This is a genomic window from Paenibacillus sp. S29 (assembly GCF_049319765.1).
Lineage (GTDB): Bacteria > Bacillota > Bacilli > Paenibacillales > Paenibacillaceae > Paenibacillus > Paenibacillus polymyxa_B.
In genome coordinates, this window is record NZ_JBMOUI010000026.1 from 1 (window position 1) to 21525 (window position 21525).

Here is a 21525-nt window from a genome sequence, read left to right on the forward strand (position 1 = left end):
AGCCCTCCAGCGCCGATGGTACTTGGACCGCAGGGTCCTGGGAGAGTAGGACGTCGCCAAGCAACAAGTAAAGAGGACCATGATCTCAATGAGATCATGGTCCTCTTTGGTATATTACGGTACAAACCACTTATACAATTGCTTCTATGCTGCGCATTCAAAGAGGAGATATGCTTTTGTGAATAGCTATTACCTTTGGAAACGCTTACTTTTAAAGGTTGTCCTTCGTAGGAGTACAGTTGTTTGTACAGGGAAATACTAAAGGTTAGGGCTATTGATGAAGGCTTGACACCCCTATACCGCTTTGCTAAGATTGCAATAATATATTTTCAGAGAGCCTTGATTTGTCCATGTCGGACAGACAACAAGACCAATACAGACTAAACAATTTGAAGGAGGATCATCTTGGTGTGGGAAGATAAATTCGGTAAGGAAGGCCTTACCTTTGACGATGTTTTGCTGGTACCTCGCAAGTCGGTGGTTCTGCCCAAAGAAGTAAGCGTGGCGACTCGTTTGAGTGATAACGTGAAGCTGAATATTCCTTTGATGAGTGCTGGTATGGATACTGTTACTGAGGCAGTGTTGGCAATCGCGATGGCTCGTGAGGGCGGTATCGGTATTATTCATAAAAATATGTCGATTGAACAGCAAGCAGTAGAGGTGGATCGGGTTAAACGTTCGGAGAGCGGTGTTATCACCAATCCATTCTCATTGACTCCAGATCATTTGGTGTCCGATGCTGAAGCAGTTATGGGTAAATACCGTATTTCTGGTGTACCTGTTGTAAACGAAGAAAACAAACTGGTGGGTATTATTACTAACCGCGATCTTCGCTTTATTCACGATTTTAACCTTAAAATCAGTGAAGTCATGACGAAGGAAGAACTGGTAACTGCACCTGTGGGTACGACTTTACAGGAAGCGGAAGTCATTTTGCAAAAGCATAAAATTGAAAAGCTCCCTTTGGTCGATGATGAAAATTATCTCAAAGGACTTATCACCATTAAAGATATTGAGAAAGCTATTCAATTTCCGAACGCAGCGAAAGATGCACAAGGGCGTCTTCTGGTCGGTGCGGCTGTCGGCATTTCCAAGGATACATTTGATCGGACTGAAGCACTTGTAAAGGCTGGTGTGGATATGATTGTTGTGGACTCTGCTCACGGCCATCATATTAACATTATTGAAGCGGTCCGCAAGTTGCGTGAAGCTTATCCTGATCTGACGATTGTAGCAGGTAATGTAGCTACTGGTGACGGAACGCGCGAATTGATTGAAGCAGGAGCATCTGTCGTAAAAGTCGGTATTGGTCCAGGTTCCATCTGTACAACACGCGTAATCGCAGGGATAGGTGTTCCACAAGTAACAGCAATTTATGATTGTGCAACAGTAGCACGTGAATATAATATTCCGATCATTGCAGACGGTGGTATTAAATACTCCGGTGAAATTACAAAGGCCATTGCGGCAGGCGCTTCTGCGGTAATGCTGGGAAGTCTTTTTGCAGGTACGGAAGAAAGCCCAGGCGAATCTGAAATTTATCAAGGACGCCGCTTTAAAGTATATCGTGGCATGGGTTCTATGGCTGCGATGAAGCAAGGTAGTAAAGATCGTTATTTCCAAGATGACGACAAGAAATTGGTACCGGAAGGCATCGAAGGACGCGTTGCTTATAAAGGACCACTTTCCGACACTGTTCATCAGCTGTTGGGCGGTCTTCGTTCCGGTATGGGTTATTGCGGTACAGCTAATATTGAGGAGCTTCGTAACGATACAAGCTTTATCCGTATTACAGGCGCTGGTCTGCGTGAGAGCCATCCGCATGATGTGCAAATTACGAAAGAAGCACCAAATTACTCTCTATAAAGTTCGGCTGTAGTAGACTTGACGACAGGCAGAGCGTATTTCGCTCTGCCTGTCTTTTTTTAGAGATACCCCTGTGATAGAATAGACAAGTGTCCGCCTTTTTGACGAAATTATTGACGAATTAGGACACGTAGGTCTTTTGGACGATTCCTACCAGTAAAGAAGATTCGAGCAGAAAATGCTCATGACAGGATACAACTAAGCAAACGAAGTGAAACTGGATTTTATAACACTTAAACATTAATTACATTGGCCAAGCAGAGGCTGTAACCACCGTCTCGTTATTCATAGCGATCGGGTTAAGGTACGAGAGGAGTTTGTATTCATTTGAAAGCGAACATTTTAAAGCAGAATAAAAAACGCAGCATGATTAAAAAGAGTGTGACTGCAGTCATGGTTCTTAATATGATGTATATGTCGGCATTGCCTGTTGTAGGCAATTTCGATTCGAGCGTGGCTACTTTTGCAGCTGGAGCGGCAACACAGGCAACCAATATTACGGGGACAGGTTCTATTAATCCTCCTAGTCTGGCACTACGTTCCGCCATTTTGATCGAGCCTTCCACTGGGCAAGTATTGCTGTCTATGAACCCAGATGAGCCACTTCCGCCAGCAAGTATGACTAAAATGATGACAGAATACATCGTGGCTGAACAGGTTAAGCAAGGTAAACTCAAGTGGACGGATAAAGTTACGGTTAACGAGAATGCTTCTAAGAGCATTGGATCACGTATTTTTTTGGCTCAAGGGGATCAACATACGGTAGAAGAGCTTTATATTGCAATGGCGGTAGGTTCTGCTAATGATGCAACAGTAGCCCTTGCTGAACGAGTATCTGGAACTGAGCAGGACTTTGTAAAACTAATGAATGAAACAGCTCAGAAAATGGGCATGAAAAATACGTATTTTATCAACTCGACTGGTTTGGATCGTGGTGATATGCCGAAAGGCTTCCAGCCGGATACAGACCGGGAAACTGTGATGACAGCGAGAGATGCAGCTACTCTGGCTGGTTACATCATTAAAGATCATCCAGATTACACACGATTTACGACAATTCAATCTTACAAATTCCGTCCTACTGACAAGGCGCCAATTATTAACTATAACTGGATGCTAGAAGCAAACAAAAATATTACTAACTTTAGAAAGTTTGCTTACCCAGGTTTAGACGGGATGAAAACAGGCCACACGGCTAATGCTGGAAACTGTTTTACAGGAACCGCTGAACGCAACGGAATGCGTCTCATCAGTGTAGTTATGGGAGCTGATTCAGATGCACACCGTTTTACAGAGACAGCTAAAGTGCTGAACTATGGTTTTGATAATTTTGAAGTGAAGCAGGTTATTGCTCCAAAGACGGTGGTTAAGGGTGTTGAGAATGTGCCAGTGACCAAAGGTACGGAAACAGAAGTACCGATCGTCACCAAGGATGCAGTAAGCTTTATCGTACCTAAGGGTGCGAGCAATCCTAAGGTGACCTTTACAACGAATATTACACCAGCAAGCTCTCTGGTGGCACCTTTGAAGCAAGGGGCCAAAGTCGGAACAATTACGTACACGTACAAGACAGACGGTGTGGATAAAGGGCAGACGAAAACCGTGGATCTGGTTACTACGACGGCAGTAGAAGAGGGCGGCTGGTTCCGAATGCTTTTCCGGGCAATCGGTGATTTCTTCGGAGATCTGTTCCAGGGAATTAAGAACCTCTTCTAAAAAAGCGAAGCTAAGCGATCTACCTTGTTTTTCATTACTTATTTTGCAGCTTGAAATGATTGTGTATTTGGCATTCGTGCGGTAAAATATTAAGTTAGAATCTAAACGTAACCCTTATAGGAGGCAACGACATGGAAACGGGAACTTCGCGTGTAAAAAGAGGTATGGCAGAGATGCAAAAAGGTGGCGTAATCATGGATGTCATGAACGCTGAGCAGGCTAAAATTGCAGAGGCAGCAGGAGCTACAGCTGTAATGGCTCTTGAACGGGTGCCTTCGGATATCCGTGCAGCTGGTGGGGTTGCTCGTATGGCTGACCCAACGATTGTGGAAGAAGTTATGAAGGTTGTTTCTATTCCTGTTATGGCTAAGGCTCGTATCGGTCACTATGTAGAGGCAAAGGTACTGGAATCTCTCGGTGTTGACTATCTCGATGAAAGCGAAGTGCTGACACCTGCGGATGAAGTTTTCCATATTGATAAGCGTGAGTTCACCGTTCCATTTGTTTGTGGAGCCAAGGATCTGGGAGAAGCGCTGCGACGTATTGGTGAGGGTGCATCTATGATCCGTACGAAGGGCGAACCGGGGACTGGGAATATTGTTGAGGCCGTTCGGCATATGCGTTTTATCAATGGTCAAATTCGCAAGGTGCAAAACTTGTCGAAGGACGAGCTGTATGCAGAAGCGAAAAACCTCGGAGTTGCATATGAACTGCTGTTGGAAGTGCATGAGCTTGGCAAACTGCCAGTGGTCAATTTTGCAGCGGGTGGTGTAGCAACACCTGCCGATGCCGCGTTAATGATGCATTTAGGCGCTGATGGCGTCTTTGTAGGTTCTGGTATTTTCAAGTCGGATAGCCCTGAGAAGTTTGCACGTGCAATCGTGGAAGCGACCACTCATTATACGGATTACAAGCTGATTGCAGAAGTCTCCAAGAATTTGGGAACTCCTATGAAAGGCATTGAAATTTCCAAACTGGCACCGCATGAGCGCATGCAGGATCGTGGTTGGTAAGAAAGAAGGGACCGGCATGAAAATAGGTGTATTGTCGCTGCAAGGCGCTGTAGCTGAACATATACGTAGCGTTGAGCGTGCGGGTGCGGAATGTATAGCGGTGAAGAAGATCGAACAGCTCAATGAGCTGTCCGGTCTTATCATTCCCGGTGGTGAAAGCACCACTATTGGTAAGCTAATGCGCAAGTATGATTTCATAGAGGCTATACGTCAGTTTTCCAATCAGGGCAAGCCTGTATTTGGCACTTGCGCGGGATTGATTGTACTGGCTAAAACGATTCAAGGACAGGAAGAAGCACATTTGGGACTCATGGATATTACAGTATCGCGTAATGCATTTGGTCGCCAAAGAGAGAGCTTTGAAACAGACTTGAACATTAAAGGGATTGACGAACCGGTTCGTGCTGTATTTATACGCGCGCCATTAATACAGTCTGTTGGAACGGGAGTAGATGTGCTGTCTGAGTATAACGGCGAGATCGTGGCAGCCCGTCAGGGTCATTTGCTGGCTTCATCCTTCCATCCGGAGTTAACAGACGATTACCGGTTACATCAATATTTTGTGGATATGGTCCGCGAATAGTGAAAGTCAGGCTTGTAGTGTAGGAGGGATTACCTGTGTTAGATATAAAGATTTTACGTAATGAGCTTGGTCGGGTTGAGAAAGCTTTGCAGAACAGGGGGAAATCTCTGGATCTGATTAATGGTTTTACAGATCTGGATGTAAGCCGTCGTGAGTTACTTCAGGAAAGTGAAGGGCTCAAAAATCGTCGGAACGTGGTATCCGGTGAAGTAGCCAAGTTGAAGAAGAACAAGGAAAATGCGGATGATCTTATTGCAGAAATGCGTCAAGTCTCCGATCGTATCAAAGAATTAGATGAGCAAGTACGCGAACTAGAAGTTCAGATCGATGAATTGGTGATGTCTATTCCGAATATTCCTAATGATACAGTACCTGTAGGTGCATCGGAAGAGGATAATGTAGAAATCCGTCGCTGGTCGGAGCCGCGCGAGTTTTCTTTTACACCCAAAGCGCATTGGGAATTGGCTCAGGATCTAGATATCCTTGATTTTGAGGCAGCAGCCAAGGTAACGGGTTCTCGTTTTACGTTCTACAAAGGACTGGGAGCAAGATTAGAGCGTGCGCTGATTAACTTTATGATGGATCTGCACAGCAGTGAGCATGGTTATGAAGAAATGCTTCCTCCATACATTGTAAATCGGGACAGCTTGTACGGAACGGGTCAACTTCCGAAGTTTGAAGAAGATTTGTTCAAGCTGCGTGATACTGAGTATTATCTCATTCCTACGGCTGAAGTTCCGGTAACGAACTACCACCGTGAAGAGATTATGAATGCGGAGCAGCTTCCGAAATATTATGTGGCATACAGCTCTTGCTTTCGCTCGGAGGCAGGATCAGCAGGACGTGATACACGTGGCCTGATCCGTCAGCATCAGTTCAATAAGGTAGAGATGCTTAAGCTGGTTCACCCGGATACCTCTTATGAGGAATTGGAGAAAATGACGAATAACGCTGAGCGTGTTTTACAGCTGCTCGGACTTCCATATCGCGTGCTGGCACTTTGCACTGGAGATATGGGTTTTACGTCTGCCAAAACGTACGATCTGGAAGTATGGTTGCCTGAGAGTGGCATGTACCGTGAGATTTCTTCCTGTTCAAATACGGAAGACTTCCAAGCGCGTCGTGCGAACATCCGGTTTCGTCCAGATTCGAAGGCAAAGCCTGAATTTGTACATACGCTGAACGGTTCAGGATTGGCTGTAGGGCGGACTGTGGCTGCTATTTTGGAGAACTATCAGCAAGAGGACGGAAGCATCGTGATCCCAGAAGTGTTGCGTTCATACATGCGAGGCATTGAGGTTATTGCTCCTAAACAGTAAGTGTTGCATTCTTAGAAGTTCTGTGGTAAAATAATTTTGTTGCGCCTGAGTATGTTTGAAAGGGAAGCAGCTTTATCCATTTACCACCTGGAGAGGTACCGAAGCGGTCATAACGGGGCGGTCTTGAAAACCGTTAGAGTGCAAGCTCACATGGGTTCGAATCCCATCCTCTCCGTCAGTTTAATAATTTCCTTGCTGCATAAGGATTTGTAGCAAGTATGATTGAAACGCACTTTACCGTTGGATAGCGGTGTGGTGCGTTTTTTTGTGTTCGTGACCGTTGGATAAACATCTGACGGAGGTATAGGATTATGAATACAAACACGGGGGGCAAACCGCGTAAACGCGGGCAGCGGAAGAATAGTTTGGACATTCCCCAGCGGTTTCTTGACCGTCTGAGTCCATCGGTTTTGGAAACGTCTCGGGTGGCGCAGGATGAGAGAGCGAGCGTATCGCCTGAGATTCTGACACTGGAGGGGCTGTTCAAACGCTATTACACCGCATACTCTATTTTTTTCATACATCAGTTTGCAGGCCTATAATCAATTGCAACTAATATCTCGACAGGTCAGATCATTGTATTCCAAATATATCTTGCAGATAGTTATCAAGAATACGAAGGGGCTCGTGTAAAGCTTGGTTTGGAAACTTATGAGTTACCTTATAGCATATTCTTGGAGGCACCGATACCGATAGTTTCTGAAGAACAAAATCTCCCATCCGCATCATATGTGCGCCAATCGAAGCGGGAACTATCGACCATTGTCTAGCGTCCTTCAAAAAAGTAGTGATGAGTCCCGCTGAGTCCAGATGAACACGGGACGGGCAAAGAGGGTCCCACCACTGGTCATGTCTGAATTGAAACTCTCTATTCCAATTTATGAAGACTTCGTCTTGCGCCGACAATTCTTCCATTTCAACAGTATCTCCGGCCTGCCGCCCCGACACAGCCAGGCGCAACAGCATCATTTCTTCAGTAAAAAACGGTTTAACAGTGACACTAGGCGACACGATTTCTCGCACCACAAACGCCACATCCATCTCGCGCCGCTCAATACTATCAAAAGCTTCCTGAGTATGCTGCGTACGAATTTGCAGTCGGATGGACGGGGTATGCTGATTAAGCATTCTATATACAGGAGGCAAAACAAATTGACTTATACTTTCGGCAGCGCTTATTGCCAGACTTAACTGCGAACCGCTAGCCTGCAAGATTTGTGTTTCCCTCCAGAGAGCATCCCATCTTTCCGCAATGCTAAAAAAGTTTTCCCCTTTTGGGGTCAGACTGATTTTGGGTGCCCCTTTTCTTCGCTCAACCAAAAGGCCACCCATTTCCTGTTCCAATGTCTTTAACCGATAGCTCACCGTAGCTTGTGACAGATGCAGCAATTCGGCCGCTTTGCTTATACTCTCGGTCCGTACGATAGCTAAAAACGCTTCAATCCCAGGAAAATACATAGAATACCTCCTCAATATATAGAAATGATTAATATAGTTCACAAAATATTTGAGTTTTACAACATTATTCTTTATGTTTAAAATTATCTTTAATAAAGACGAGGGGTCAAATTTTATTATAGTACGTTTTCATATTCCCAGGTATTCATGCCGGTAATATGGGTTGTAAGATAGCGCAGCGTCTTGGAAACTTTGAGGCATATGGTCCGATCCTGCAGCGGCTAAATGCACCGATCAATGACCTTTCAAGAGGTTGTACTGCCGATGAAGTCTATAATATGGAAATAATTACTTCTTCTTCAAAAGGATAAAATGAAGATCATCAAACGGGTTTTCTTCGAAGAATGGTATAGGTAATGAAAGGTGGTTTAGCAATGAAGATTCTCATAGTTGGCTATTTTAGCGAGACCTCGAAATCAAATACTGTAAGGTATTTTCCTCAAGACTGGAATGTTGTAATTGTCCCGCCCGGAAAAGAAATGCTGCATCATATTGAAGATTGCCAGGTAATCATCCCTGAACATATTAAAGTGGATCACAGCCTGCTTTCTATCGCGAAAAAATTAAAATTGGTACAGACGGGTGCAGGATTTGATAATGTAGATGTCCCTGCCTGTACACAGCTCGGCATTTGGGTGGCCAATGCTGCAGGAGTGAATGCACAGGCAGTGGCCGAGCACGTAATGGCACTGATATTGTCTTATTATAAAAACATACCGTTTCTTGATACTTTCATGAAAAACAGGATGGATGAAAATCAATTGGACTATACAGGGAGTGAATTAAAAGGCAAAACGATTGGGATTATCGGTTTGGGCGCTATCGGAAAAAAAGTAGCTGCATTTTGCAGGGTTTTTGATATGAATGTGCTGGCTTATGCGAGAAATGCTCTTGTACAATCTGACGGTTTTGTGAAAATGACGGATTTCGATACTCTTGTAAGCACATCGGATATAGTCAGTGTACATGTACCCTTGAATCAGCAAACCAAACAACTGATCAACAAAGCGGCATTCAAGAAAATGAAGAATACCGCTCTTTTTATCAATACAGCCCGTGGCGGGATTGTCAACGAAAGAGACTTGATTGATGCATTAAAAAACGGGGATATTTCAGGCGCATGCCTGGATGTGTTTGAATCTGAACCGCTTCCTATTGACAGTGAGCTCCGGAATCTGAGTAATGTGATACTTACTCCCCATACAGCAGGAATGCCTGATGGTCGAAAATTTCATAAAAAAAGATATGATTTCTTTATAAACAATATAAAACGTGTAGAAAATGGTGAAGAGCCTGAAAGCAAGCTCAATCAGTTATTATAGTTTTGGTGCAATAAAAATGAGCTATCGGGGCAGCTCCGTGCACCTGGTTGCCTCCAACTTCACAAACCCAGTCATACCAAGGCTCGGCGCCTTTTCATAGGTATTAACGGTCTTGAAAACCGTTAGAGTGCAAGCTCACATGGGTTCGAATCCCATCCTCTCCGCCATACTCTAAATAAACCAAGCCATTCAAATACGATAGCTGATACATTGGCCTTTATAAGCTAATGATTAGGAAGCGTGGAAAGTGGCTTTTTTGTTGTATAAAAAGCTCGTTTTTTTCACACGTTATCAGATGTGGAGGTGCTGGCATGAATCGAGAAATGACAGTAGATCAGCAAAAGCTGGTAGAGGCCTGGCAGGAACAACTGCCGATTCTTTTGAATTCAGGGGACAAATCACAGGTACAGGCAGATGAAGCTGACAACCGGGCTATACGGATCCATATCGAGGTAGAAGGCCGACAAATGTACTCCTTTGATTTTGCATGTACTTATGTAGACTCCCGGGAAGTACAGGTTACTTTAGTCGATGTAGAACGGGACGGACAGTCTGTGGATGAACGAACAGATATCATTCAGCAGTTAGTGTCCGATTATACTCGGCATATTCATCAATGTGCCCAAACATTACAGTCATTGACGCACTCGTAGGTCATGAAGGAATGAGGAGGAAGACTACATGACAAAAGCCAAAAACGGTCTGGATAAAAACCTGTCTAACATTGTTGATGATTTGAAGCAACGCCCAGTTAATAGTCATCAGGCACAGCAAGTGCAGCAGGATCGTAATGATCGCCGTCATCAGGATTCACTAAATCACGATAAAACGGAAGATCTACACCATCTATAGTCCTATTTTAAATGGTAATAAACGGATTCGTTGATGTACCACAAATATAGACTGAGAATGGAGGATGCATAAATGGGCAAACCTAAAGCCATTCCTGTCCCCGAAGCACAGGATTCTGGTGGAAGTAACGAAAAGCGGGAGCGTAGTCATCAGCAGGAGCCGTTATCCGGTTCCAAGAAGGTGAAACAGCGGAATCACGTGGATCATCATAATAGAGAAGGCTCATAAGCAGGCAGACCTTTCTCCTAAAATATATTGCATAGTGTAAGACACCCTGGTAAGAGAGCCAGGGTGTCTTTGTGCTTATTGTAAGAAAATTTTCCAATAAGTGTTTCGCCGTTTGAGAATATGAGTTAAAATAGGAGGTGTGTATTTTTTTGTTAGCATAAAAAAGGGGTTAATTACGAGAGGAGAGAATCTACACAATGAGTAAAAAGTTATCCGTCTTGGTACTCACTATGGTGTTGCTTTTGACGGTAGCCCTGGTAGGTTGTAGCAAGAAGTTAGAACCGAAGGAAGCTGTTACGACCGGTACAGCTAATGCAATGAAGTTGAACTCTTATGAATCCAAAAGTCAATTCACGATTAAGGAACTGACCATTACATCCGCTTCTGTTCCAAGTGAGCAAAGTGCAATGGTAACTAGCATGCTGAAAAATGCTGATATTACGCTGGATGGTGTATACCAAAAAGAACCTTTCCAATCTGAAATGACGCTCGGCATTCATTTGAAAGGTGATCTTTCCACCAGCTTCACGATTCCAATGGTAATGACTAAAGATAAACTGTACGTTAAAATTCCTAATATTCCATTTTACCCACTTCCACAGGATGTTGTAGGTAAATTCCTGGTCATTGATCCACAAGAACTGGCTAAACAATCAGGACAAGAATTTAATCCTGCAGCCATGGATCAGGAAAAATCGCAGAAATTTGCGAATGAAGTGATTGCTGCTATTATGAACGAGTATGATCAAGCTACGTACTTCTTTGATATTGATCCTAAAGACGCTAAATTGCCACAAGGCGTTGAAGCTAAACAAGTCGTTCAATTCAAAATTACGAACGACAATGTGAAGCAAGCTACCAATACATTTATCACTAAGGCGCTTCCTAAAGTCCTTGATGTGATGTCTAAAGATGAATATGCTAGCATGCTTCAAGTGAAGAAAGAAGAGCTGGCTGAAGCGAAGAAAGAACTGCAATCCAACACCAGCGAAGTTAGCAAAAAGCTGGATGAGTTGAAAAACTACTTGACAGTGAAACAGTTTGACATTAACACAGCTTTGAACAAGGATAACATTCCTGTGTATCAAGACCTGAATGCGAATGTAGAGATGAATGATCCGGCTACAAAAGACAATGTAAAATTGTCCGTAACAGGCTACACGCAATACAGTAAAATCAATGCTAAAGCAGCATTTAAAGTGGGTATTCCAACAGGTGATCAAGTCCTGACTATGGAACAGCTGCAACAAAAAATGCAAACTGTTGCTCCTTAAGTTTGGGATGACATGATTGTATAACATCATTTTTTTCGAATATGATGTAAGAAAACCGCTCGGCATAAGCCGGGCGGTTTTTTGTTTACTGTTAATGTTGTCCCTGTGCAGTCATTTAGCTCTGCCACACGTCATCCTCAGCTAAAAGTCCAAACATCTGGTGATCCTGCCATGCGCCCTGAATTTGTACAAGCTTGCGAGCAATGCCTTCTGGCTGGAAGCCGCACTTTTTTAATACACGTTGTGAGGGATCATTATGCAAAAGGGTACCCGCTTGGAGACGATGTAGAGATAAGGCACGAAAGGCATATTGTATGATCAACTTTAAGGCTGCGGTCATATGCCCTTTACCCTGTTCATGATGATCCATCATGTAGCCGATATCAGCGAATTGTCCAACTCCACGTACTAGATTGGAAATAGAGATATAACCGATGAGCCGTTCTTCCTTTAAGAGAAAGATACCATACACGTAACCTCGATCCTCTTCGGCTTGACGCAATTTCTGACGGATATAATCCTGCTGTTTCTCTAATGTGAAAAATGAATCCTCGTAAAGCGGCTCATAAGGTGCATGGGAATCCCTATTACGGTGCCTAAGGGCGAGAAGGGCTTCGCTATCCGCCAAGCTAAATGGCCGTAAAAAGATACCTTGAGGCGTATTATACAAGCTCATAGGCATGGGTTGGTCTCCTTCCATGGGGAATTAGCAATGAGATGAAGTGTTTTGGACTTTTCCCCCTCAGGATGAGGATGGGGGAGGAGACAATCTGGCTGCCGCTCTTTTTTGCCGGAGATGCCGAAAAAAGTTCGTTAGCAGCGAGGCACATTCCTCCTGCAGTACACCACTGGTTACTTCTGTACAATGATTGAACCGAGGCTCCTGCAATAAATTCATTAGCGTGCCTGCGCAGCCCGCCTTGGGATCTGTAGTTCCGTATATCAAATGGGGAACCCGTGATTGAACAATGGCTCCGGCGCACATTGGACACGGCTCCAAAGTGACATACAGCCTACAATCCAGCAGGCGCCAAGCGCCTAAGTGCTCACTGGCCTGACGAATGGCAACCATCTCTGCATGTGCGGTTGGGTCAGCATCCGTCTCGCGCAAATTGTAGCCGCGACCGATGATTTCATTATCTTTTACGATGACAGCCCCGATGGGGACTTCACCTAACATTTCTGCCTTATACGCTTCCTGAATGGCTTCTTTCATCCAATAGGCGTGATCCATGGTGGTCACTGGGAAATATGCTCCTTTCAAAACGCGGAATTATCCAACGAACAAATATTCCGTTGTTAACATGATGTGAATAAAATTGTGGATAACATGGCACTTGTCCACAGGTTTATCCACAGTTTATAATAAAATCTGTGTATTTGTGGACTACTTGTGGATGATTATCTTCTTATATTGTAGGCAAACCCTCGTCTATTGACAATACTGTACACAAGGTGTGTATTTATGTATATCCGGTAAATGTAAATGCTGGTATCACAGGCGCTATTACGGTATCATTGAGTTAGCAATTGCCAGTAATCGCCAGCATACGGCAAGAGGTGAGAAATCAGTGTGTCGATAAAAATCAGAATAACGATCATTTTGTCGGGGTCCGTCCTGTTTATCCTTTTATTAAACATCGCCCTCAATTATTACACGACCCACGAAAATCTAAGAAGTGACAGTGAAACTAAAATGGTTCTGACGGCTAAAATTATCGGAGGAGCTATCGAACAAACCCAACATAGCTGGGAGGCCGTTGACAAGCAGCTCGGATATAATCTGTGGCTTTCTGCCACGTTGGCTGCTAATCAGCTAGGTCCTGACATCCGAAATATTCAGCAGGAACAGCTTCAAAAGGTGGCCTCACTCCACAGAGATACTAATATTTCTTTGATGATTCGAGACGGGCAGGGGTATAAGGTTGTTAAATCCTCGGATCCAAAAGAAGTAACGCCATCTGATCCATTGACAGGGTATTGGAAAAATGCAGTTGACCAATTATATGAGCACGGACAGGCTGCAATGGCGCAAGGTCAGAAACTGGATCATTTTTGGACCGGATCATTTGACTACACCGGTTCAGACTCCTCACAGATTAACAAATGGGGATTTTATTATGACCAAAAACGTAACTACTTAATTCGAATTTCCTTTCAGGATACCTCAGTGCAAGATTTCATAACCATCCTGAGCCCCGATGAGATTGTAAAGCAAACCCAACAAGTGGATTATCGCATCATGGAGATTACAGGAATTAACCCTGCAACCTTTGGTGGCGCTTCGATGGACAAGAACGGGAACGATTCGAAATACTATTACATGTACAATAAACCGATCCAATTTGGCACGTATCAACTAACGAGAGTGAAGGAAGATCGTTTGGCCGTGTCCAGAGCTATCCTCTCCGGGGAGAGTATTGTACAAGACTGCTATATCAAAGGCGAACGGGTTCTCGTCAGTTACATACCTTTTTACCCGGCTAACCGCGAAGCCTATGTTATCCGTATTGTTATGAATTATGATACGATTACTTCTGTTATTTCCAAGCAATTGATAAGCTTAATTGCTATTTCCATTGTCCTTTTGGAGGTTGTAATCATTGGAAGCTATGTGCTGGCAAGTCTGTTTGTCCGCCCAATTCAGTCGATTCTGGGGAAAGTGAATGAGATGGCTGATGGTCATTTTGATACACGGCTAGAAATAAAAGGTGGTCATGAGCTTGCACAGTTGGGTGAACGCATCAATGCGATGGCCTACAACCTAGGGATGTACACGAGAAGACTGGAACAGATGTATGAAGAGAACCGTTCTGTAAAGGAGCATCTGGAATCGGTTATTAATCAGACAGCGGATGCGATTCATGTAACCGACGAGGAGGATCGCGTCGTTCGGGTCAATCATGCCTTCGAAGCTTTGTACGGCTGGACCAAGAAGGAATTGGTTGGTCGTAAGCTGGAGTTTGTACCTCCGCAGCAACAGGAGGAGTATGAATTTCAGAAGAAGAGCCTGCTTCAAGGAGAGAGCATCGTATCAAGTGAGTCCCTTAGAATGCGTAAGGATGGAAGTACAGTAGAGATCAGTATGAGCACGTCGCCTATTCTGGATGAAGAAGGCCGAATTTTGGGGTTTATCTGCGTGTCGCGTGATATTACGGGTCGCAACCGAATGGAGGAGTTGTTGCGCAGATCAGAGAAACTGACAACCGTCGGACAATTGGCGGCAGGCGTAGCGCATGAGATTCGTAATCCGCTAACTACGCTACGAGGCTTTCTCCAACTACAGCAGCAAAATCAAGTGTTGAATATGAAACACAACGATATTATGATGTCTGAGCTGGATCGCATTAATTTGATCGTTAGCGAGTTTTTAATACTGGCGAAGCCACAGGCAGTGCATTTTCAGAAAAAGGATGTTCGCTATATTGTGAGCGACGTGATTTCTTTACTAGATAGTCAGGCGCACCTGCTGGGCATTGTATTCAATCTTCAGGTTACGGACGAGCCTGCCCTAGTATACGCTGAAGAAAATCAGTTAAAACAGGTATTCATTAATTTACTTAAAAATAGCATGGAGGCTATGAGTAAAGGTGGTATCATCACGATTCATTTGTTCTTGGAGGGAGAAAGCGTTAAAATCTCTATACGGGATCAGGGAGCGGGTATTCCCGCAGAAATGCTGTCCAAGCTAGGAGAACCTTTTTTCACAAACAAAGAAACAGGGACAGGACTAGGACTTATGGTCAGTCAGCGTATTATACAGAGTCATAAAGGCACACTGGATATTGAAAGCACAGAGGGAGAGGGAACGACAGCCCTGGTGCAGCTTCCGATTGCCAAGCCGGAGTAACGGGCTGGGCGCAGGAGGAAGTGTGTTAGTAGAAATGGAGGGTACACAGGTTGCGCATTAACAAGTTTATCAGCGAAACCGGTTTTTGCTCGCGCCGCGAGGCGGACAAGCTGGTAGAGAGCGGCCGCGTGACGATTAACGGCGAAGTGGCTGTGCTGGGTAGTCAAGCGGAAGAAGGCGATGATGTTCGCGTGAATGGCAAGCCACTGCGCGAGAAGTCCGATCACGTCTACATTGCATTGAACAAGCCGGTGGGCATTACAAGTACAACCGAGAGCCATATTAGAGGCAATGTTGTTGATTTTGTGGGGCACCCACAGCGGATATTCCCGATTGGACGCCTGGATAAGGATTCGGAAGGTCTCATCTTACTTACCAATGATGGGGACATTGTAAATAAGATTTTACGGGCAGAAGGCAAGCATGAGAAAGAATACATCGTAACGGTGGATCGCCCTGTCGTACCGTCTTTTGTGCAGGGCATGTCCAGCGGGGTGAAAATACTCGGCCAGCGGACGCTACCTTGTGAGGTGACGCGTGTATCTGAGTATGTATTCCGTATTATCCTGACTGAAGGCAAAAATCGCCAGATCCGGCGTATGTGTGCTGCCTTCGGTTATGAAGTTAAAAAACTGCAACGGCTGCGAATCATGAATATTCGGTTGGGGTCCCTTCAGAAAGGTGCCTGGCGTGACCTGACAGAGGCTGAGAAGCAGGAGCTTGGCCAGATGCTCGATTATACGCTTAGCTAAGGCCAGAGGGGCATTGTATAGCCTACAGCGTATGATCCTCGTATATGAAAGTCCAGATTATAGGAAGCACTAAACAAAGAGGCACCAGCTGCATAAAAATGCGGCGGTGCCTTTGTTCATATAACATATGCATAATCAACCTTCATTCGAGCTTGAGGTAGGACTGATGACTTGTGTCCCGTTCTGATATTTGCGGAGAACAGATATTTCAACACGACGGTTTTTGGAGCGTCCTTGGCCATCTTGATTGCTTGCCAATGGACGATACTCGCCATAACCGATGGATACAAACTTGGTTGGATCGAGATCTGGATTGAGCAACAAGATACGCAAGAAATTCAGAGAGCGCTGGGCGCTCAAATCAAAGTTGGACGGGAACTGGCTGTTGGAGATCGGTACATTATCCGTATGACCCGATACGATAACATCATAGCCAGGGAACTGCTGGAGCATACTAGAAATAGACTTGGCCAGCTTTCTCGCTCCCGGTTTTACTTCGGCTTGCCCGGATGAAAACAGGGCATTATCACTAATGGTGATCATCAGCTGGGATTGGTTCAGCTTGGTATTCAGCAGAGGTGACAGGCCGTTATTTTGAATATATTGATCCATCTGTTTTTTAAGCTTTTTTAAATCTTCTTCTTCCCGCTGGGCAAGCTGTTTTTGCAGTTCAGAGGTAGAACTAGCTTTTGATTTTAAGGGTTGTGATACTTGTTCTTTATTTTTGCCCATATCCATGGATTGTGACGACGGATTCGCGGCCGAGTGATCCAGCACGCCAGTGCCGCCACTAAAAGCTGAACTCAGGGATTGAGCCATAGTTTCAAATTTTTTGGCGTCGAGCGAGCTCATACCGAATAAGACAATGAAAAGAGCCAACAGAAGGGTCATTAAGTCGGAATATGGCAACAGCCAGCTTTCGTCAGCATGCTCTTCATGCGGTTCATGTCTCTTTTTACTCACTGGAATCGCCATCCTTCTGGGTCAATGTAGCCCGTTCGGTCGGAGTCAGGAAGATCGTCAGTTTCTGACTGATGGCAATTGTCGATATCCCCGATTGAATGGAAAGCAGACCTTCGACCATCATTAATTTAAGCTCTACTTCTTTTTTGGATAACCGTTTCAGCTTGTTGGACATCGGATGCCACAGGACATAACCTGTAAAAATACCGAGCAACGTCGCAATGAAAGCTGCTGCAATGGCATGAGAGAGCTTTTCCATGTCACTAAGGTCAGCCAGAGCGGCGATCAGACCTACAACCGCACCGAGTACCCCGAGCGTTGGAGCGTACATACCGGCTTGGGAGAAGATCAGTGCGCCAGAGCGATGTCGATCCTCGGTAGCATTGATATCCTCCATCAGAACGTCCCGTACGAATTCTTGATCATTGCCGTCAATAATCATTCGCATGCCGCCACGCATAAAGGGATCATCGATTTCTTCTACCTTAGATTCCAAGGCGAGCAGACCTTCACGACGGGTAATGGATGCCCACTCGGTAAACGTACCGATGAGCTCTTTGCGGTCTAACAGTTTTTGTTCGGTGAAAATAACCTTGAACAGCTTCGGAATCCGTTTGATTTCTGCCATCGGGAAGGCCATAAATATACTCGCTGCCGTTCCGACGAAAATAATCATGTAAGCAGCGGGATTATTGACCAAATTGACGACCGGAGCGCCTTTTAAGATCATCCCGACGACCAGTGACATAATCCCGAGCACAAGTCCGATAATGGTTGAAATTTGCATGATACACCTCATCCATGAGAATAGATTTTGAATCCTTTCATGCCGCCGGGGTCGTCCTTGCCCCAAGCGCGTCATTACAAGACGGATTATAGTATTTATCGACAAAACTCTCTTTTTTGTTAAGTGCGAATTTCCGGTATAATAAGGTGATTATGTATTGAATGGCGGAACCATTGGAGGAAATGGCATGGGAGTAAAGCATGGGCGTGAGTATGAACAAATTTTGAACGATTTGACAGAGGCTGTGGGGCGCATCCCAGATAGCTATGAATTTTTTGAGATGGAAGCAGAAGATTGGGACAGGCTGGACCCGGCGGGACGTCAGGAAGTCAATGAAGCTTTGGCAGAAGACTTATTTTATGCACTGGGTACAGAGCCCACAATCACTGTAGGGAGTAGCGTTGTGATCTATGAGCCGGAGCAGCATCGCATCTATGTACTTATTGGGGACGAGGAGCTGACGTCAGTCCCTTTGATTTGAGGTCCGTCTTATGGATTTATCAACGGGGCCGTGGTAATATGTACACCAATATATCGTAGTTTTGGCCGTATTTAAGCGGTCGAAAGGCTTCCGTATAAACGGGGAGGAGTTCGTAACATGCCTTTTACACAAGAAGAGATTGAAGCACATCTGGAGAAACTGGAGGGCTGGGAACTGGAGGAAGGACGTTGGATCGTCCGAAAATATAATTTTTCCAGTTTTATGAAAGGGATTGCATTCGTGGATGAAGTTGCCGCTATATCTGAAGCATTCAATCATCATCCATTTATTACGATTGATTATAAGACCGTGACTCTGCGTTTGACCTCTTGGGACGACGGCGGTATTATGGCCGTGGATATTAAGGAAGCCCAACAATATAATGAAGCTTTTGAAAAAATGCGCAGCAGTCATTGAGCTTGTAATGATCTGTCGTATGATGATAGAAGCGCCTTCGCTATACAACATCGTGGTTGTATGCCGAAGGCGCTTTTATCATAGAATCTGGGTTGGGTGCTCGGGACGATATACCATACAATAAAATGGTTTTTTGCCATCAGGAGTCTGGCGTTCATAGGTATCTGTAAGCTTAAATCCAGCCGCCTTGTAGGCCCGGATAGCGCGCTCATTCCAAGTGAGCACCTCTAGATCAATTTCATTCTTCGGGTTGCGTCGTTGAGCTTCCTCTGCAATGGCACGGACAAAATCAGAGCCTTTGCCATGTCCGCACCTGTCAGGATGCATTCCAAGACCTAGCCGGGTCACACCGATCATAGGAAAATATTGAGCAAATCCTGTTAGCTTGTTCTCTTCATCCAGTACGGCAACATATTGCTCTTGGCGAAGCGTGGGACTTCCAAATTCGACTTCAAGCGCCTTCATTTGTTCCCAGGGGAGCCAACCATATATGTTATAAGGTGGATCATAGTGCCACTCACAGATTGCAGCCGCTTGATGCTCGTCCATCGGTACGATCCGATAGTTGGATATTGAGGCCGGCATGTGTTCCATCCTCCTTTTACACAGGTACTTCAATCATTAACAACAGATTGTAGACAAGTTGCAGAGGAATGGCAAGCGTGTTTATTTCATACCTAAGTCGGGTATACATTCAATAAGAAGGAATTACTGCTCATATGCTCCCCCAGCGGTGACGGTAAAACCGACGATGTTCGCTACAATTGAAACCTTTTGAGGTCTCAGTTCGTCAGTAAAGATAATAATTGCTGATGTTGTGGACATAAAAAACCGCAATTCGATTCCGGCCAGAATCAAATTGCGGCTAGGGTTAGCTTGCTGTGCGTTAGTTATTCTACGTTATCGTCATCAGGAATGTCTGAAGCTACAGAATGGTAAGCGTCTGTGCTCATAATTCTTTTTGCACCGACATAGCGGTTAGCGTAATAATTTTCGTTCAGTGAGCTAACTACTACACCACGTGAAGTCGAGGAGTGGGCAAATTTCCCTTCACCTACGAAGATACCTACATGGGAAATGCCTCTTCCTGTGGTGTTGAAGAACACCAGGTCCCCAGGTCTCATTTCATCGCGGGATACAGAAGATCCCATTTTGAATTGTGATCCTGATTGATGCGGAAGTTTAATTCCCAGTTTGTTGTATACGTACATTGTGAAGCCGGAGCAATCGAATCCCTCGAGTGTAGTGCCTCCGCTTCTGTAGTTCGTTCCTTTGGCATCTTGGATGACCTGGTCCATCTTAGAGTCTGCATATGCACTGCCGCCACCGAATGTAAAAGATGTAAAGGCAATGGCAAGACCCATAGCTGCGATCGTTAGCTTCTTCTTCAAAAAAAATATACCCCTTCCAATGCCTGCGAGGTTAGCTTAAGGATTCGGTAGAAGGTTCCCCTATGACCACTCTGTTGCGAGATCAATTCACCCAAACTGGTTCCCCCGCTTCCTAGGTGCCAGGAATTAGGCTTAACTTAAGATGTGCACCTTGGAGAGCAGTATTCACAATAACGTTATTTTTGAGATAAAGGTTACAATAAAGATTACAAAGTTGTTACTATCAGTTCACTGCGATTATTGTAACAAAGACGGCTGACTTTGGCAAATGTTTCATTGCAAAAAGTTACAAAAAAAATCTGCTCCTAATGTCCCAGGAACAGATCTTGTTAACAGTATTCAGTTATGTGTCGTTTGCGCGAGTATGAATCAAGGTTTTTCGACAGACGGAAATGAAGTAAAAAAACATAAAGGCAGGGCTTAGCTTCTACTAGAGATATCGGTATGCCATAGTCTGTACTGCGAACTGATATGCCACAGCCTGACCAGACTAGTAACAAAATGATACGATTGCTGGAGAATGAGCGCCAGCATGCCAGTCCAAATCATCGCCACGGTGCCAAATAGACCGAAGACCAGCAGCACACAAGCACCGAGCAAAAGGGATATACCGACAGCTGGGAGGAGCTGGCGAAAGAAGGCGAGCAGGGACGATAGTATGGCGTGACCACCGACAGTACCCAGTTGCATATACAGGATGCACTGCCGAATGAACCATCCGTATGCCATCCATCCAATGACATAGGGCAATAAATGCAGCAGATAAGAGGAAGATTGAAGTGCTCCTGCTACAATAGGGTAGAGTCTCGGTACTACCCAAAAGGCGGGAAGCAGCAGCAGTCCCAACTCGATGGTGTAATACAACAGCGACGACATGCCATGGCGTTTCATACCCTTGAAAAAGGACAGGCTTTGCGGTTCAGTCGCATCGGTATGCAGACTTTGATATATTCCGGCTCTAATGAAGGGAGTGATCAGTATGCGTAGTACAGTCGCCCCTAGTAGTATCCACAAATACACATGTACTTCCCGGCTGTCCATCAGAGCAATCTGACTCTCCATCCAAAATAAGGTCTGTCCCAGCTCGTTTTGACCCTGATCAGGATAACGGAGCAATAGCGGGATAACGGCAGACTGCACCAGCCGATAGAGAAACACCCCCCACAGTAGTCGATACAGAAATAAAATGATAACGATATAGAAACGTATGCGCACCAGCGCCCAGCCCTCTTTTATAATAGTCCGCATCTATA

23 protein-coding genes, 1 tRNA gene, 1 pseudogene and 1 riboswitch are annotated in these 21525 nt (G+C 44.9%); of the genes and pseudogenes, 17 read left to right on the top strand and 8 right to left on the bottom strand.

The features are described 5' to 3' along the window. The first annotated feature begins 408 nt into the window (after positions 1–408). From guaB to ACL9RM_RS25570, 7 genes are all read left to right on the top strand, one after another. Positions 409–1866, top strand: a complete 1458-nt coding sequence (gene guaB / locus ACL9RM_RS25540) for an IMP dehydrogenase (protein ID WP_013308172.1) — start codon at positions 409–411, stop codon at positions 1864–1866. 327 nt (positions 1867–2193) lie between these two features. Next, positions 2194–3582 (top strand): D-alanyl-D-alanine carboxypeptidase family protein, encoded by a 1389-nt coding sequence (locus tag ACL9RM_RS25545; protein WP_061831830.1) that lies wholly within the window; start codon positions 2194–2196, stop codon positions 3580–3582. 131 nt (positions 3583–3713) lie between these two features. Next, a complete protein-coding gene (pdxS, locus tag ACL9RM_RS25550) occupies positions 3714–4595 on the top strand; it encodes a pyridoxal 5'-phosphate synthase lyase subunit PdxS (RefSeq protein ID WP_061831829.1) in 882 nt (293 codons plus the stop codon). A gap of 16 nt (positions 4596–4611) precedes the next feature. Continuing rightward, a complete protein-coding gene (pdxT, locus tag ACL9RM_RS25555; RefSeq protein ID WP_069290775.1) occupies positions 4612–5178 on the top strand; it encodes a pyridoxal 5'-phosphate synthase glutaminase subunit PdxT in 567 nt (188 codons plus the stop codon). Between the two features lie 35 nt (positions 5179–5213). Continuing rightward, positions 5214–6497, top strand: a complete 1284-nt coding sequence (gene serS, locus ACL9RM_RS25560; RefSeq protein WP_013308176.1) for a serine--tRNA ligase — start codon at positions 5214–5216, stop codon at positions 6495–6497. Between the two features lie 89 nt (positions 6498–6586). Then, positions 6587–6672: transfer RNA gene (locus ACL9RM_RS25565), tRNA-Ser, on the top strand. Between the two features lie 136 nt (positions 6673–6808). Further along, complete coding sequence (locus tag ACL9RM_RS25570) at positions 6809–7039, top strand: hypothetical protein (RefSeq protein ID WP_165179775.1); 231 nt, start codon at positions 6809–6811, stop codon at positions 7037–7039. Positions 7040–7070: 31 nt separating this feature from the next. Here ACL9RM_RS25570 and ACL9RM_RS25575 read toward each other — a convergent pair whose 3' ends face one another. Further along, positions 7071–7955, bottom strand: a complete 885-nt coding sequence (locus tag ACL9RM_RS25575; RefSeq protein ID WP_235306867.1) for a LysR family transcriptional regulator — start codon at positions 7953–7955, stop codon at positions 7071–7073. A 125-nt stretch (positions 7956–8080) separates the two neighbouring features. Between ACL9RM_RS25575 and ACL9RM_RS25580 the strand changes: the two are divergent. From ACL9RM_RS25580 to ACL9RM_RS25605, 6 genes and pseudogenes are all read left to right on the top strand, one after another. After that, positions 8081–8266 (top strand): annotated as a pseudogene (locus tag ACL9RM_RS25580) (phosphate acyltransferase); the annotation flags it as partial. Between the two features lie 63 nt (positions 8267–8329). After that, positions 8330–9277 carry an NAD(P)-dependent oxidoreductase gene (locus tag ACL9RM_RS25585; RefSeq protein WP_414126660.1) on the top strand — a complete coding sequence of 316 codons (948 nt, stop codon included), beginning with the start codon at positions 8330–8332 and terminating at the stop codon, positions 9275–9277. Between the two features lie 311 nt (positions 9278–9588). After that, positions 9589–9930: a hypothetical protein gene (locus tag ACL9RM_RS25590; RefSeq protein WP_061831825.1), complete on the top strand. Its 342-nt coding sequence runs from the start codon at positions 9589–9591 to the stop codon at positions 9928–9930. Positions 9931–9958: 28 nt separating this feature from the next. After that, a complete protein-coding gene (locus tag ACL9RM_RS25595; RefSeq protein WP_414126661.1) occupies positions 9959–10129 on the top strand; it encodes a hypothetical protein in 171 nt (56 codons plus the stop codon). Between the two features lie 72 nt (positions 10130–10201). Next, positions 10202–10357 carry a small acid-soluble spore protein P gene (locus ACL9RM_RS25600; protein ID WP_029514956.1) on the top strand — a complete coding sequence of 52 codons (156 nt, stop codon included), beginning with the start codon at positions 10202–10204 and terminating at the stop codon, positions 10355–10357. Positions 10358–10554: 197 nt separating this feature from the next. After that, a complete protein-coding gene (locus ACL9RM_RS25605; protein WP_061831824.1) occupies positions 10555–11631 on the top strand; it encodes a hypothetical protein in 1077 nt (358 codons plus the stop codon). A gap of 115 nt (positions 11632–11746) precedes the next feature. Here the strand turns inward: ACL9RM_RS25605 and ACL9RM_RS25610 are convergent, their stop codons facing one another. After that, positions 11747–12313 (bottom strand): GNAT family N-acetyltransferase, encoded by a 567-nt coding sequence (locus ACL9RM_RS25610; RefSeq protein ID WP_414126662.1) that lies wholly within the window; start codon positions 12311–12313, stop codon positions 11747–11749. Between the two features lie 60 nt (positions 12314–12373). Continuing rightward, positions 12374–12874, bottom strand: coding sequence for a tRNA adenosine(34) deaminase TadA (gene tadA / locus ACL9RM_RS25615; protein WP_061831822.1), 501 nt, complete (start codon positions 12872–12874; stop codon positions 12374–12376). A 330-nt stretch (positions 12875–13204) separates the two neighbouring features. On the opposite strand from tadA, the gene ACL9RM_RS25620 reads away from it, so the two are divergent. Continuing rightward, on the top strand, positions 13205–15481 hold the full coding sequence (locus ACL9RM_RS25620) for a PAS domain S-box protein (RefSeq protein ID WP_414126663.1): 2277 nt from the start codon (positions 13205–13207) through the stop codon (positions 15479–15481). Between the two features lie 50 nt (positions 15482–15531). Next, positions 15532–16233: a 23S rRNA pseudouridine(2604) synthase RluF gene (gene rluF / locus ACL9RM_RS25625; protein WP_061831820.1), complete on the top strand. Its 702-nt coding sequence runs from the start codon at positions 15532–15534 to the stop codon at positions 16231–16233. Between the two features lie 135 nt (positions 16234–16368). Here the strand turns inward: rluF and motB are convergent, their stop codons facing one another. Together motB and motA are read right to left on the bottom strand one after the other, a co-directional pair. Continuing rightward, positions 16369–17196: a flagellar motor protein MotB gene (motB, locus tag ACL9RM_RS25630; RefSeq protein WP_414126664.1), complete on the bottom strand. Its 828-nt coding sequence runs from the start codon at positions 17194–17196 to the stop codon at positions 16369–16371. After that, positions 17189–17983: a flagellar motor stator protein MotA gene (gene motA, locus ACL9RM_RS25635; protein WP_028542601.1), complete on the bottom strand. Its 795-nt coding sequence runs from the start codon at positions 17981–17983 to the stop codon at positions 17189–17191. Before motA ends, motB begins: the two co-directional genes overlap by 8 nt. A gap of 187 nt (positions 17984–18170) precedes the next feature. Here motA and ACL9RM_RS25640 point away from each other — a divergent pair, with 187 nt between their 5' ends. After that, on the top strand, positions 18171–18464 hold the full coding sequence (locus ACL9RM_RS25640; RefSeq protein ID WP_061831817.1) for a hypothetical protein: 294 nt from the start codon (positions 18171–18173) through the stop codon (positions 18462–18464). 117 nt (positions 18465–18581) lie between these two features. Next, the gene (locus tag ACL9RM_RS25645; protein WP_007428083.1) at positions 18582–18881 is read left to right on the top strand and encodes a 4a-hydroxytetrahydrobiopterin dehydratase; all 300 of its coding nucleotides are present in this window, start codon (positions 18582–18584) and stop codon (positions 18879–18881) included. Positions 18882–18959: 78 nt separating this feature from the next. Here the strand turns inward: ACL9RM_RS25645 and ACL9RM_RS25650 are convergent, their stop codons facing one another. The 3 genes from ACL9RM_RS25650 to ACL9RM_RS25660 all read right to left on the bottom strand — a co-directional run bounded on the left by ACL9RM_RS25650 (position 18960) and on the right by ACL9RM_RS25660 (position 21520). After that, complete coding sequence (locus ACL9RM_RS25650) at positions 18960–19466, bottom strand: GNAT family N-acetyltransferase (RefSeq protein WP_414126665.1); 507 nt, start codon at positions 19464–19466, stop codon at positions 18960–18962. Positions 19467–19771: 305 nt separating this feature from the next. Next, on the bottom strand, positions 19772–20272 hold the full coding sequence (locus ACL9RM_RS25655; RefSeq protein WP_061831815.1) for a C40 family peptidase: 501 nt from the start codon (positions 20270–20272) through the stop codon (positions 19772–19774). A 5-nt stretch (positions 20273–20277) separates the two neighbouring features. Next, positions 20278–20415, bottom strand: a riboswitch (cyclic di-AMP (ydaO/yuaA leader). A 277-nt stretch (positions 20416–20692) separates the two neighbouring features. After that, entirely contained in the window at positions 20693–21520 is an 828-nt protein-coding gene (locus tag ACL9RM_RS25660; RefSeq protein ID WP_414126666.1) for a hypothetical protein, read from the bottom strand. Between the last annotated feature and the right edge of the window lie 5 nt (positions 21521–21525).

Bases quoted from the DNA above. Each gene is read 5' to 3' on its own strand.
- ACL9RM_RS25575 (WP_235306867.1), bottom strand. From the start codon at position 7,955: ATGTATTTTCCTGGGATTGAAGCGTTTTTAGCTATCGTACGGACCGAG.
- ACL9RM_RS25605 (WP_061831824.1), top strand. From the start codon at position 10,555: ATGAGTAAAAAGTTATCCGTCTTGGTACTCACTATGGTGTTGCTTTTG.
- motA (WP_028542601.1), bottom strand. From the start codon at position 17,983: ATGCAAATTTCAACCATTATCGGACTTGTGCTCGGGATTATGTCACTG.
- ACL9RM_RS25650 (WP_414126665.1), bottom strand. From the start codon at position 19,466: ATGCCGGCCTCAATATCCAACTATCGGATCGTACCGATGGACGAGCAT.
- ACL9RM_RS25570 (WP_165179775.1), top strand. From the start codon at position 6,809: ATGAATACAAACACGGGGGGCAAACCGCGTAAACGCGGGCAGCGGAAG.
- ACL9RM_RS25640 (WP_061831817.1), top strand. From the start codon at position 18,171: ATGGGAGTAAAGCATGGGCGTGAGTATGAACAAATTTTGAACGATTTG.
- pdxT (WP_069290775.1), top strand. From the start codon at position 4,612: ATGAAAATAGGTGTATTGTCGCTGCAAGGCGCTGTAGCTGAACATATA.
- ACL9RM_RS25595 (WP_414126661.1), top strand. From the start codon at position 9,959: ATGACAAAAGCCAAAAACGGTCTGGATAAAAACCTGTCTAACATTGTT.
- ACL9RM_RS25590 (WP_061831825.1), top strand. From the start codon at position 9,589: ATGAATCGAGAAATGACAGTAGATCAGCAAAAGCTGGTAGAGGCCTGG.
- ACL9RM_RS25610 (WP_414126662.1), bottom strand. From the start codon at position 12,313: ATGCCTATGAGCTTGTATAATACGCCTCAAGGTATCTTTTTACGGCCA.
- pdxS (WP_061831829.1), top strand. From the start codon at position 3,714: ATGGAAACGGGAACTTCGCGTGTAAAAAGAGGTATGGCAGAGATGCAA.
- ACL9RM_RS25600 (WP_029514956.1), top strand. From the start codon at position 10,202: ATGGGCAAACCTAAAGCCATTCCTGTCCCCGAAGCACAGGATTCTGGT.
- ACL9RM_RS25585 (WP_414126660.1), top strand. From the start codon at position 8,330: ATGAAGATTCTCATAGTTGGCTATTTTAGCGAGACCTCGAAATCAAAT.
- ACL9RM_RS25645 (WP_007428083.1), top strand. From the start codon at position 18,582: ATGCCTTTTACACAAGAAGAGATTGAAGCACATCTGGAGAAACTGGAG.
- ACL9RM_RS25660 (WP_414126666.1), bottom strand. From the start codon at position 21,520: ATGCGGACTATTATAAAAGAGGGCTGGGCGCTGGTGCGCATACGTTTC.